Source organism: Ruegeria sp. ABM4_193 (assembly GCF_056158705.1).
In genome coordinates, this window is sequence record NZ_JBSWTT010000001.1 from 837445 (window position 1) to 849876 (window position 12432).

General features: G+C 56.0%; 13 protein-coding genes and 1 riboswitch. Of the genes, 10 read left to right on the forward strand and 3 right to left on the reverse strand.

Features of this window, described 5'->3' with window-relative positions; genetic code table 11:
• Positions 1-35 precede the first annotated feature (35 nt).
• Positions 36-545: a bifunctional 3-hydroxydecanoyl-ACP dehydratase/trans-2-decenoyl-ACP isomerase gene (gene fabA, locus ACXADZ_RS04220; protein ID WP_475192870.1), complete on the reverse strand. Its 510-nt coding sequence runs from the start codon at positions 543-545 to the stop codon at positions 36-38.
• Positions 546-731: 186 nt separating this feature from the next.
• Here fabA and irrA point away from each other — a divergent pair, with 186 nt between their 5' ends.
• Complete coding sequence (gene irrA / locus ACXADZ_RS04225; RefSeq protein WP_171187038.1) at positions 732-1148, forward strand: iron response transcriptional regulator IrrA; 417 nt, start codon at positions 732-734, stop codon at positions 1146-1148.
• Positions 1149-1152: 4 nt separating this feature from the next.
• Here irrA and ACXADZ_RS04230 read toward each other — a convergent pair whose 3' ends face one another.
• Positions 1153-2049, reverse strand: a complete 897-nt coding sequence (locus tag ACXADZ_RS04230) for a LysR family transcriptional regulator (protein WP_475192876.1) — start codon at positions 2047-2049, stop codon at positions 1153-1155.
• Positions 2050-2132: 83 nt separating this feature from the next.
• On the opposite strand from ACXADZ_RS04230, the gene ACXADZ_RS04235 reads away from it, so the two are divergent.
• Positions 2133-2930 carry a phytanoyl-CoA dioxygenase family protein gene (locus ACXADZ_RS04235; protein ID WP_171187036.1) on the forward strand — a complete coding sequence of 266 codons (798 nt, stop codon included), beginning with the start codon at positions 2133-2135 and terminating at the stop codon, positions 2928-2930.
• Between the two features lie 6 nt (positions 2931-2936).
• On the opposite strand, the gene ACXADZ_RS04240 is transcribed toward ACXADZ_RS04235, so the two are convergent.
• The gene (locus tag ACXADZ_RS04240; RefSeq protein ID WP_475192878.1) at positions 2937-3800 is read right to left on the reverse strand and encodes a glycosyltransferase family protein; all 864 of its coding nucleotides are present in this window, start codon (positions 3798-3800) and stop codon (positions 2937-2939) included.
• Positions 3801-3922: 122 nt separating this feature from the next.
• On the opposite strand from ACXADZ_RS04240, the gene miaB reads away from it, so the two are divergent.
• The 8 genes from miaB to trmB all read left to right on the forward strand — a co-directional run bounded on the left by miaB (position 3923) and on the right by trmB (position 12369).
• The gene (miaB, locus tag ACXADZ_RS04245) at positions 3923-5242 is read left to right on the forward strand and encodes a tRNA (N6-isopentenyl adenosine(37)-C2)-methylthiotransferase MiaB (RefSeq protein ID WP_475192879.1); all 1320 of its coding nucleotides are present in this window, start codon (positions 3923-3925) and stop codon (positions 5240-5242) included.
• Between the two features lie 172 nt (positions 5243-5414).
• The gene (locus tag ACXADZ_RS04250; protein WP_475192881.1) at positions 5415-6179 is read left to right on the forward strand and encodes an outer membrane protein; all 765 of its coding nucleotides are present in this window, start codon (positions 5415-5417) and stop codon (positions 6177-6179) included.
• Positions 6180-6303: 124 nt separating this feature from the next.
• Positions 6304-7326, forward strand: a complete 1023-nt coding sequence (locus tag ACXADZ_RS04255; RefSeq protein WP_171094353.1) for a PhoH family protein — start codon at positions 6304-6306, stop codon at positions 7324-7326.
• A 36-nt stretch (positions 7327-7362) separates the two neighbouring features.
• Positions 7363-7857 carry an rRNA maturation RNase YbeY gene (gene ybeY, locus ACXADZ_RS04260; protein ID WP_171094351.1) on the forward strand — a complete coding sequence of 165 codons (495 nt, stop codon included), beginning with the start codon at positions 7363-7365 and terminating at the stop codon, positions 7855-7857.
• A gap of 35 nt (positions 7858-7892) precedes the next feature.
• Positions 7893-8780 carry a hemolysin family protein gene (locus ACXADZ_RS04265; protein ID WP_475192884.1) on the forward strand — a complete coding sequence of 296 codons (888 nt, stop codon included), beginning with the start codon at positions 7893-7895 and terminating at the stop codon, positions 8778-8780.
• Positions 8777-10285 carry an apolipoprotein N-acyltransferase gene (gene lnt, locus ACXADZ_RS04270; protein ID WP_475192886.1) on the forward strand — a complete coding sequence of 503 codons (1509 nt, stop codon included), beginning with the start codon at positions 8777-8779 and terminating at the stop codon, positions 10283-10285. Before ACXADZ_RS04265 ends, lnt begins: the two co-directional genes overlap by 4 nt.
• A gap of 37 nt (positions 10286-10322) precedes the next feature.
• A riboswitch (SAM-SAH riboswitch) is annotated at positions 10323-10371 on the forward strand.
• A gap of 5 nt (positions 10372-10376) precedes the next feature.
• Positions 10377-11558: a methionine adenosyltransferase gene (metK, locus tag ACXADZ_RS04275; protein ID WP_475192890.1), complete on the forward strand. Its 1182-nt coding sequence runs from the start codon at positions 10377-10379 to the stop codon at positions 11556-11558.
• 97 nt (positions 11559-11655) lie between these two features.
• Positions 11656-12369 carry a tRNA (guanosine(46)-N7)-methyltransferase TrmB gene (trmB, locus tag ACXADZ_RS04280; protein ID WP_475192892.1) on the forward strand — a complete coding sequence of 238 codons (714 nt, stop codon included), beginning with the start codon at positions 11656-11658 and terminating at the stop codon, positions 12367-12369.
• The last annotated feature ends 63 nt before the right edge of the window (positions 12370-12432 follow it).

The following is a 12432-nucleotide window of genomic DNA, read 5'->3' on the forward strand; positions in this document are numbered from 1 at the left end:
TATTTCGTTTTCAGTGACGTGTCCGATAGCTGGGGTTAGCTTTCCGACAGTGCAACCTTCATATCTTTTACCTGATAAATTACTTCGCCGTCGGCTTCGACCCGGCCATCCGCCACACCCATGGTCAGGCGGCGGGTTTGAACGGCTTTGGTGAAGTCGACGTAATATGTCAGTATCTTGCGATCCGGGCGGACCATTCCGGTCAGTTTGACTTCGCCCACGCCCAGCGCATAGCCGCGTCCCTGCCAGCCGCGCCAGCCCAGATTGAAGCCGGTCAACTGCCAAAGGCCGTCCAGACCCAAACAACCGGGCATGATCGGGTTGCCCGGGAAATGGCAGTCAAAGAACCAAAGGTCAGGCGTGATGTCGAACTCGGCCACAACATGGCCTTTCCCATGCGCACCGCCATCGCCTGAGATATCGGTGATCCGGTCCATCATCAGCATCGGCGGGGCAGGCAACTGCGCGTTGCCGGGGCCGAATAATTCGCCGCGGGCGCATTTGAGCAGATCATCTTTGTCAAAACTGCTAGGGAACTGGGCCATTCTGCCGCCTTTCCTGCCGGGGGTCTGTCTTTACATCTGGCCTCGTCTATCACCCGTTTGCAAGGTCCTGCAAGAGTGGTGGCCCACATCATGTTGTGTACGCACCTAACTTTGCGAATGAATTTCATTTGAAATTGCCAACTATGCGCCCCTATATATAAACCAGCAACTATGGGTATCGGATCGATGACACCTCAGAGCCATGAAATAGCGACGGGTTGGCTGGTAAACGCCGGCTTGCGACCTACGCGTCAGCGTGTGGCGCTGGCTGAGCTTCTTGTGGGCGACGGCCGCCATCGCCATGTCACCGCAGAAAGCCTGTTTGAGTCTGCCAAGGCAAACGGGGACGCCGTGTCTTTGGCTACGGTTTACAACACCCTTCGCGCCTTTTGTGACGCGGGTGTTCTGCAGGAAATCACAGTGGACGGTTCGAAAAGCTATTTCGACACCAATACCCACGATCACCCCCATTTTTATTGGGAGGACGAAGCGCGCCTGAGTGATGCTCCGTCGGATCAGCTTGTGATTCAGCGCTTGCCTGAAGCGCCCGAGGGCGTTGAGATTGCGTCGGTCGACGTTGTTATCCGGCTGCGCAAGAAATAGGGCGTCAAACCTGTTTCAATCCTTCCTTTAAAACGCGTTCGGCCTGATCGACTGTTGGGTCAGCCGGGCCTGTGCCGTGTCGTGCCATAACCACGGATTCGGCGGCGTCCGGGTCGGTGATCGGAATGCCGACCAATCGCCGGTTGTCATAACTTACAGGGCTGGGCGGACTGGCGTAACTGATTCCGATTCCCTCGCCATGCGCGGCAAGACTGCGCTGAATTTCCAGCGACGCTGCCCGGTGCGCGACTGTAGGGCGCAGACCCATGCGGCGAAATAGACCCAGGATGTGCTGAGCCGAAAGCCCTTCGGTCGACAGGATCAGAGGGTGCGCTGCGATGTCGGTCAGGGCAACGCCATCCGTTGACGCAAGCGGATGATCTAGCGGCATCAACGCCTTTGGCCTGCTGTCAAACAACTTTGTTCGGGTAAACCCGGCGTCCATGGTCAAATCGTAGGTGATCGCAATGTCGATCTGGCCGTCGATCAAGCCGTTAAGAAGCCCTTCGAAGGATGCAGCGACACAGGAAATCGCGACATTTGGGAAAGCGACGCGCAAATGATGCAGGGCAGGGGCCAATAGGAACGGGGCGAGGTCTGTGAAGCAGCCCAATGTGAATTGCGTCATTCCCGGCGTGGGTGATTCTGAGGTTTCGATTCGCGCAGCGGCGTTCAGCAAAGCCTCGGCCTGTTCAATAAACCGCCGACCCTGCGGGGTCAGGGCCATGGCCGCACCCCGGCGGCGAATGAACAGTGGGTGCCCAAGATGTTCTTCAACCCGTGTCAGCGCGGTGGACAGGGCCGGTTGCGATACATTCAAATACTGCGCTGCTGCGGACAAGCTTCCATGGCGTCCAACCGCGCAGACATATTCGTATTGGCGAAGGGAAATATATAACATGAAGTTATTTATAGCTTCGAAAGATATGATTTGAACAGAATGCATGTTCAAAGCAAAACGGGGCAAAGCCAAAGGAGACCCGGATGCCACACCCACTCGTATCTCAAGCGATGATCGACACTTATCAGCAAGATGGTGTTGTTCTTATCAAGGGACTGTTCGCGGATCACGTGGAACAGCTACGCGAGGGCGTGGCAGCAAATATGGCTGAGCCCGGCCCCTTTGCCTCGGAAAACAAAAAGTCGGGCGAAACCGGGCGGTTTTTCGACGATTATTGCAACTGGACCCGAATTCCTCAGTTCCGTGAGGTTATCGAAAACTCACCGGCTGCCGAGGTGGCCGCCGATCTGATGCAATCGCAAAGTGTTCAGATGTTCCACGATCACGTGCTGGTCAAAGAGCCGGGCACGTCGATGGCCACCCCCTGGCATCAGGACGGGCCGTATTACTTCGTCGAGGGACAGCAAACCATCAGCTTCTGGTCTCCGCTGGATCCAGTCCGCCAGGCAACGCTGCGCTGTGTCGCCGGATCGCATCGGTGGGAGAAAGAGGTTCTGCCGACCCGTTGGGTGTCAGAGGAAGGCTTCTTCCCGGATGAAGGTCAGTACATTCAAGTTCCGGACCCGGATGCCGAAGGGATGCGGGTTGTTGAGTTCGAAATGGAGCCGGGTGACGCCGTGGCGTTCAACTATCGCACTTTGCATGGAGCACGAGGCAACCAGTCGGACAGCCGTCGCCGCGCGTTCTCGCTGCGCCTGGTTGGGGATGATGCACGCTATGTTGAACGCCCGGGCCGCACCTCGCCCCCGTTTCCCGGTCACGACATGACACCGGGTCAGCGCCTGCGCGAGGACTGGTTTCCTATGCTGTTGCAACGCTGAGGCGACTCAGAACCACTGACCTGATTCGATCAGACCCAGATCTAGCAACTGGCGGGACTGCCATTTAAACGGCACTGAGTTCCGCCAGCGAAAGCTGGGGATGTCAAAAGTAGACCCTGCATTTGTCTTCAGGGCTTTTGCCGCCCGAAATGAGCATACGGCCGCAGTCATGTTGTGATGCCATGGGCAGGAATAGGTGTTGTATTCCGGTTCATTGAATGTGTGGTCAGGCTGCAAGACCAGCCCTTTTTGCGATTTGAACAGGGCGATGCGGTCAATGCGGCGGCGTTCGTATGGAACGTGTTCTTCAAACCGCCAGCGTAAACCACCCGAAATATCCAACTGCCGATCTAAAGGCTGGCCGCTTGGGTCGTGGCGGGTATGCGCATAGTAGCCCGTGCTGTCGAAGAGGGCCTGATCGGGCGCGACTCCGTTGGGATTGGTACTTAGATCATCGGCATAAAGGTCAATGACATAGCTGAGCATGGCATTGCGCCTTTCTTCGCTGTGAAAGGCCAGCATTTCGCCAACGCTGCGCGTTTCGCAGAAAGGAAAGAACAGGTATTCAGCGTTGTAACAGTAATACATCCAAACGCCCGGCGCGGCCTGGATAATCCTGTTTATGGTGTCAAACACCACGGTTCGGGGCGTGCATTTCAGCGTGACCCGGTGCACGAGATCACTGAGATCCGCGTCGAGAGCGAGGTCCTGAGGCATGAACACAACTACGGATTTGAAACCCAGTTTCAGATGGTGCCGCACGGTGCTGTCCAGCTCGACCTCGTCTTCGGCAAAAATCAAGGCGATGGGCCCTTTGGCCAATGCAGTCTGACCCGATTTCAGAAAATGGTCCGGGGATTCGTACTTCATCGCGTGTTTTCGGTTTTGCCTTGCTGGAAAGTCCCGCCAAATTCGGGTAATTGCGCCCGCATTGCAAGCGGCGTTCGAAGCATATAAATGACGCCGGTCCCGCGAATGCAAAGGCCCGATCCATGTCCGAACCGAAGAAGCTGTTTATCAAGACCTATGGCTGTCAGATGAATGTCTATGACAGCGAGCGCATGTCCGAGGCACTGGGCGGGCAGGGCTATGTCGAAACCAAGACACCTGATGATGCGGATATGATCCTGCTGAACACCTGTCATATTCGCGAAAAGGCCGCGGAAAAGGTGTATTCTGAACTGGGCCGGTTCAAGGGTCTGAAGGCCGAGAAACCGGATCTGAAAATCGGAGTTGCGGGCTGTGTCGCTCAGGCTGAAGGCGAAGAGATCATGCGCCGCCAGCCTCTGGTCGATTTGGTTGTTGGCCCGCAAAGCTATCATCGCTTACCCGAGATGGAGGCCAAGACCCGCGCTGGTGAAAAGGCGCTGGATACGGATTTTCCTGAAGAGGACAAGTTCGAGAAGCTAAAAAACCGCCCCAAGGCCAAGCGTGGCCCGACGGCGTTTCTGACTGTTCAGGAAGGCTGCGACAAGTTCTGCGCCTTCTGCGTTGTACCCTATACTCGTGGTGCCGAAGTCAGCCGCCCGGCCGACCGCATTATTCGCGAAGCGCATGATCTGGTCGAACGTGGGGTGCGCGAGATCACTTTGCTGGGGCAGAATGTGAATGCCTATCATGGCGCGGGCCCGAACGGGGACATGACTCTGGCAGGTCTGATCTGGGAGCTGAACAAGGTCGACGGTCTGGAGCGGATTCGCTTTACCACGTCGCACCCCAATGACATGGCCGATGACCTGATCGAGGCGCATGGCACTTGCGACAAGCTGATGCCTTATCTTCACCTGCCGGTGCAGTCGGGTTCGGACCGCATTCTCAAACGGATGAACCGCAGCCATACAGCCGAAAGCTATCTGCGCCTGATCGAAAAAATCCGCGCGGCGCGCCCGGATATTGTGATGTCTGGCGATTTCATTGTCGGGTTCCCCGAGGAAACCGAAGAAGATTTCCAGGCAACGATGGATTTGGTCGAAGAGGTCAAATACGGCTACGCGTATTCGTTCAAATACTCGACTCGCCCCGGAACGCCCGCCGCCGAGCGGGCACAGGTTGACCCTGCGGCGGCGGATGAACGGTTACAAAGACTTCAGGCCCTAATCACCCGGCATCAGCGGGAGATTCAGGATAGCATGGTGGGCCGAACCGTGCGTGTTCTGTTCGAAAAGCCGGGCCGCCTGACCGGTCAAATGGTCGGAAAGTCTGAGTATCTTCATTCGGTCCACGTCAAAGGCCCCGAGATTGAAACCGGAGATTTGAAAGAAGTTCGGATCACCGATTCGGGCGCTAATTCGCTGGCCGGAGAGCTGCTGTAAATCGGCAAGTATCCACCGGTCAGCCACCATAGTTGGTGTTTGTTTCCAAAATTTACCCTTGATTTATTGCTTGGAACTATGTTCGGAGAAGAGCCAAGTTTTTCCGGGCGTGAAGTTATGCGTTAAAAAACGGTTTTTGGCCGGTGTTGCGACCGGAGTGATGGAGGCACGAGTGACGACCCTTAAGAACTTCAGGATTTCAATACTTGGCAGAACACTTCCCGCAGCGTCACTTGCTACTCTTCTGGCTAGTACAACAATTGCAGGTGATCTGAAGGGCACAGTGACCGAGCCTGAAGTGATCAGCCCGACTAGTTTCGGCAGCGATGTCAGCGCCTTTTATCTGGGATTGGCCGGCGGTTATGGCTCGGGGGGCGATGATCGCTTCGGCCTAAGAACACCCGCCGGGTTGTTCGATGTCGGCGAACAGGATCTGTCTGGTTCTTACGGTGAGATTCGTGGCGGCTGGCGTGGTATCTTGCCTGCCAGAGGTGGCCGTGACTACGTTTATGGTTTTGAAATCGGGTACCAGTTCGGATCCTTTGATGACAGCGTTGGCACCCAGATTGGCGGCGTCGATGTTCAAGGTGGCACCGAGGTGTCCGATGTACTGGCGATCCGGTTTAAAAATGGTCTGACCAACCGCAGCGGCCGAATCCTGTATTTCGTCAGTGTCGGCTATTTGTGGGGTGATATTGAAACGACCAACAGCATCACATCTGGCGGTTCGACGCAGAATTTCGCGGTTACTGATCGGCGGAACGGATACTCTGCCAGCATTGGGGCTGAACATAAACTTACCGACAATTGGTCGATTACCGGTGAATATGAATACGTCCAGTTCGACTCGAAGACCGTCCAGTTCAGTTCAGGTTTTTCTACAAAGTCGACGCCAAAATACGGCGGTCTCAGATTTGGGCTGAACTATACGTTCTGATGCCAACTGGAACGGCATTTTTCGGCTGTTTTGTCATCCCCGCACTAAATTTTGAATCTGTGGCTTGCGCCCACCGAGTTTTGTTGTCTACGCTCAGGGTGAACAGCCAAGACAGGAGAACGGATTGGCCATCGGTGCCCTGACCCCACCGCAAGATGAAATGCCCCAGCGTGAGGCGTTTGTAGAATTTCCCGACAACCGATTGTTGATTGACCTATGCGGCGAGTACGACCGCAATCTGACCGATATAGAAAGCAAGCTTTCGGTCCAGATTGTACGCCGTGGCAACCAGCTGGTTGTCATGGGCGACGAAGATGCTCAGAAACAGGCCGTAGAAGTGCTGCAATCGCTTTATACCCGCCTGGAAGGGGGGCGCGAGGTCGAAGCCGCAGATGTGGATCGCGAGTTGCGAATGGGTGCTTCGGAACAAGGTACGGGCACGCGCGACGGCGATCAGCTTGAGATGTTCAAGGGTGGCTCGGTCGAGATCAAGACCCGCAAGAAACTGGTCGAACCGCGTACAGATGCTCAGAAAGCCTATGTTCAGTCGTTGTTTCAGAACGAATTGGCCTTTGGCATTGGCCCTGCGGGAACAGGTAAAACCTATCTGGCGGTTGCCGTTGGTGTTTCGATGTTTATTGGTGGCCATGTGGATCGAATCATCCTGAGCCGCCCGGCGGTCGAGGCGGGTGAAAAGCTGGGCTATTTGCCTGGTGATATGAAGGACAAGGTCGATCCGTATATGCAGCCGCTTTATGACGCGCTGAACGATTTTCTGCCGGGTAAGCAACTGGCCAAGCTGATCGAGGAAAAACGAATCGAAATCGCCCCGCTGGCATTTATGCGCGGTCGAACTCTGGCTAATGCCTTCGTTGTTCTGGACGAAGCCCAGAACGCGACGACCATGCAGATGAAGATGTTCCTGACCCGTCTGGGTGAAGGCAGCCGAATGGTCATCACCGGCGACAGGTCTCAGGTGGACCTGCCGCGCGGGGTGCAATCCGGCCTGGCGGATGCTGAAAGGTTATTGAAAACGATACCAAATATCAGCTTCAACTATTTCACGTCAAAAGACGTCGTTCGTCACCCGCTTGTCGCCGCCATCATCGAGGCGTATGAGGCCGATGCGGGCCGCGATACCAGTTAAGTGCAAGGCCCTATGCAAGGGCTGATGTGCGGTAAGATGAACCTGGAACTCACTGTCGAAGACAATCGGTGGCAAGGTCTCGAGGCCTTGTCGCAAAAGGCGATTTCTGCTGTTTTGGCGTTTGTCGAACTGGATTCTGAGGTTTGTGAAGTCAGCGTTTTGGGCTGCGATGACGCACGGATTGCAGACCTGAATACAGAGTTTCGCGGCAAGCCAAGTGCCACCAATGTTCTGAGTTGGCCAGCCGAGGATCTGGCCCCGGAAGAACCAGGGCAGGTGCCGGTTTCGCCAGAGCCGGACTTTACAGGTGAAATCCCCTTAGGTGATATCGCGATTTCTTTCGACACCTGCGCACGTGAGGCAACTGACGCGGGTAAAGCCATGGACGATCACGTGATCCATTTGCTTGTTCACGGAACGTTGCATTTGCTCGGGTATGATCACATTCGTGATCCCGATGCCACCCTGATGGAAAGGATTGAGGTCGAGATACTTGGCAAATTAGGTATCGATGACCCATATAAGGTATGAAGGGGTCAGATGACCCGATCAATTGGAACAGGATAATGGGCGAGACAGACGGCAGTTCTAGGGCGGCGCACAGCGCGCAACCACAGGACAGCAGCAATACGACCGAAGAGAAAAGCGGATTTTTTTCTCGAATTTTTGATGCGTTTTCGAGCGATGAGGCTCAACCGCAGCCGGTGGCGAACGGACAGGATGCAACGGCGTCTCAGTCCCGTGGGATGATTAACCTGCGGCGGATGCGTGTTGAAGACGTCGCTATTCCGACTGCCGAAATCGTATCGGTGCCTTCTACGATCACCAAAGACGAGCTTGCGGATGTATTCCGTGAGAGTGGCCTGTCCAGAATACCGGTTTATGAAGGCACCCTGGATACGCCTTTGGGTTTTGTCCATCTCAAAGACTTTGCGTTGACCCATGGGTTCAACGGCGGGGGCAGTAGCTTCGATCTTGTCTCGATGCTGCGCACGCTTTTGTTTGTGCCGCCGTCAATGCCGATCGGGATCTTGTTGACCAAGATGCAGACAGAGCGGCGCCACATGGCGTTGGTGATTGATGAATATGGCGGTGTTGATGGTTTGCTGACCATCGAAGACCTGATCGAACAAGTGGTTGGTGAAATCGCTGATGAGCACGATGCCGATGAAGATCAGTTGTGGGTGCAAGAGAAGCCCGGCTGTTATGTCGTGCAAGCCCGTGTCCCGCTTGAGGATTTCGAAGCCGAGATTGGCCGCTCGTTGACCAGCCATGAAGACGTGGATGAAGAGGAAATCGATACTTTGGGCGGCTTGGTGTTCATGCTGTCGGGTCGTGTGCCCGCACGAGGTGAAGTTGTGATCCACCCTGAAGGTCCTGAATTTGAAGTCCTCGACGCCGATCCGCGTCGCATAAAAAGGCTTCGCGTCATGCTGCCGGAAATCGCTGCATGACCCCCCTGCGGGGCTTGCCTTTCCCGCTGAGACTACTGGCCGCCGCCATACTGGGCGGAGTCGCAGGGTTTGGTTTTGCGCCTTATGGCTATTGGGCGCTGACGATCCTGTCTCTGGTCCTGATCGTGCCGCTGTTCCTGTCCAGCGAAACCCGCGCGCGGGCTGGTTGGATTGGATGGGTTTTTGCCACCGGTTACTTTGTGCACACTCTCAGCTGGCTTGTCGAACCGTTTCAGGTGGACGCTGAACGCCACGCCTGGATGGCACCGTTTGCGCTGGTGTTTATGGCAGGTGGCCTCGCGCTGTTTTGGGCCGTTTCTTTTTGGATGTCTCGCCGCCCGGGCGCGTCTTCTTTTCTCCAATGCCTGCTCTTGATCGTTACCCTGTCCTTGGCTGAGCTGGCCCGAGGCTATGTGCTAACCGGTTTCCCTTGGGCGGGGGTTTCGCAGATCTGGATCGATACACCAGTGGCGCAAATGTTGTCTTTGTTCGGGCCGTTTGGGTTAAACGCGATAACGTTCGCAGCGACATTCCCAATCGGTTCGGCATCGATGCACCCCAGACCTTTTCGAGGGCTGGTGCAATCAACGGTATTTACAGCCGGATTGGCCATTGTCGCGTTGAGCTATGCTGCGATGCGGCCAACGGTTCACGACGGTCCGCATGTTGTACGGGTTGTGCAACCAAATGCGCCTCAGCATCAAAAATGGGACCCGGCCTACGCCCCTTTGTTCTTCTCACGCCAGATTGACTATACAGCTGCCCAGCCGCGACCTGATCTGATCGTATGGCCCGAAACTGCAGTGCCCGCGTGGCTCGGCAGTGCACAACCGATTTTGACGGCCATAGCGGATGCAGCGCAGGGCACTCCGGTGATCCTGGGTATTCAGCGCGGAGACGGCCCGAGGATTTTCAATTCGATGGTCTATCTGGACGAAAGCGGGAACCAGGCTGGTCTGTATGACAAGCACCATCTTGCACCTTTCGGAGAATACGTTCCTTTCGGCGATTTGATGGGGCGTTTTGGCATTCATGGATTAGCGTCCACAACGGGCCACGGGTTCAGCGCGGGACCGGGCCCGCAGTTGATGGATATGGGGCGCTTGGGGCAAGCCTTGCCGCTGATCTGCTACGAGGCCGTGTTCTCGCAGGATGTGAATGGTGCACCGGGGCGGGCGGATTTCCTTTTGCAGATCACCAATGACGCTTGGTTCGGAACTCGATCGGGCCCGTATCAGCACATGGTTCAAGCTCGTATGAGGGCGATCGAACAGGGCCTGCCGATGATCCGTGCAGCAAATACTGGCATATCGGCTATGATCGACCCTCTGGGCCGCGTCACGGCCTCTTTGCCTTTGGGCGAGGCTGGATATGTCGATGCCATTCTGCCACTGCCGCACCAGCCCACGGTCTATTCGCGAACTGGCGACAGTGCCATACTTGTGGCCCTTTTGTTTCTTGCCGCCATCATCCGATTTAGTGCCCGCCGGCGCGAGAATTATTAGCGATTGACCCCATCTTCGGGTGGGCGTATGCGTCTCTGACCTGTCACAACGGCTTCCTGGCGTGACAGAGAAACCCTAATGGAGCACATTTATGTCCCGACAGAACTATACATTTACTTCGGAGTCCGTTTCCGAAGGGCACCCAGACAAGGTCTGTGACCGCATTTCGGATGCCGTCCTTGACGCATTTCTGAATGAAGAACCCGAAGCACGCGTGGCTTGCGAAACCTTTGCCACAACCAACCGCGTCGTTATTGGCGGTGAAGTTGGTCTGTCGGATCAAGAAAAGCTGCATGACTACATGGGGCGTATCGAGAAGATTGCCCGCGATTGTATCAAAGACATCGGCTACGAGCAGGACAAGTTTCACCACGAAACTGTCGAGGTGACCAACCTGTTGCACGAACAATCCGCTCACATCGCGCAGGGCGTTGATGCGGCTGACAACAAAGACGAAGGGGCAGGCGACCAGGGCATCATGTTCGGCTACGCCACGACAGAAACCCCCGCGCTTATGCCCGCACCAATCCAGTACTCGCACGCTATCCTGCGTCGTCTGGCCGAAGTGCGCAAAAGCGGTGCCGAACCTGCGCTGGGTCCTGATGCCAAGTCGCAATTGTCCGTCATCTATCGTGATGGCAAACCGGTTGGCGTCAGCTCGGTCGTTTTGTCCACGCAGCACCTGGATGAAGCGCTGACATCAGATGACATCCGCGAAATCGTCGAACCCTATATTCGCGAAACTCTGCCCGAAGGCTGGTTGTCTGCTGACACCGAATGGCACGTAAACCCAACGGGCAAATTCGTGATTGGCGGCCCGGATGGTGACGCAGGTTTGACCGGTCGCAAGATCATCGTGGACACCTATGGTGGCGCGGCCCCACATGGCGGCGGCGCGTTCTCGGGCAAAGACCCGACCAAGGTGGACCGTTCCGCTGCGTATGCCGCGCGTTACCTTGCCAAGAACGTTGTCGCTGCTGGTATGGCAGAACGTTGCACGATCCAGCTGAGCTATGCGATTGGTGTCTCCAAACCGCTGTCCATCTATGCCGATACGCATGGGACAGGCCAGATTGCCGACGCCGAGATCGAAAAAGCCGTTGGGCAGGTCATGGATCTGACCCCGCGTGGCATTCGTGAGCACCTGGAGATGAATAAGCCGATCTATCAGCGCACCGCTGCTTATGGCCATTTCGGGCGCGAACCCGATGCAGATGGCGGCTTTAGCTGGGAACGTACCGATCTGGTTGACGCACTGAAAGCTGCAGTCTGATCCAAACAGAAAGAAAGCGCGCCTGTTGGGCGCGCTTTTTCTTTGCCGGTGCGGCGCGCACTTGCAACACTAAGGCCGGCGCAGTATGGCCACCGCCATGAGCACCGAAACCCCACAACGCCCGCGCAGAAATTTTTATGGCCGCTTCAAAGGTAAGACCCTGAAGCCCAGCCAAAAGACCTATCTGAACGAAGATCTTGCCTCGCTGTCGCCGGGTGCAGTGGATTGGGAGAAGAACCCCGAACGCAAACCCTTAGACTTGGATGGTCTGTTTGGCGGCAAGCCGGTTTGGCTTGAGGTGGGCTTTGGCGGCGGTGAACATCTGGTGCATCAGGCGCAAAGCAACCCGGATATCGGCATCATCGGGGCAGAGCCTTACATCAACGGTGTTGCAATGTTGCTGGGTAAAATCCGACAGGCTGGCGTCGAAAATCTTGCCGTGCATCCCGGCGATGCGCGTGATTTGTTCGATGTCCTGCCCGAAGCCAGTATCTCGCGCGCGTTTCTGCTCTATCCGGACCCATGGCCCAAGACCCGTCATCATCGCCGCCGTTTTGTCACGCCGGAGCATCTGGAGCCGTTGGCGAAAGTTCTGAAACCCGGGTCGATCTTTCGCGTCGCTACCGACATTCCCGACTATGTGCGCCAGACGCTGGAAGAAGTTCCTCGCGCCGGTTTTGAATGGATGGCGGAACGTCCTGCCGACTGGCGTGAGCCTTGGGACGATTGGATTTCCACCCGCTATGAGCAAAAGGCCCTGCGGGAAGGGCGGGTGCCGCATTATTTGACCTTCCGCAGGACGGAATCCTGATCACCGACAGATTTCTGCAATCCTGAACGCTATGCTAGAATGTGCGTGACGCCCTTATTTTAG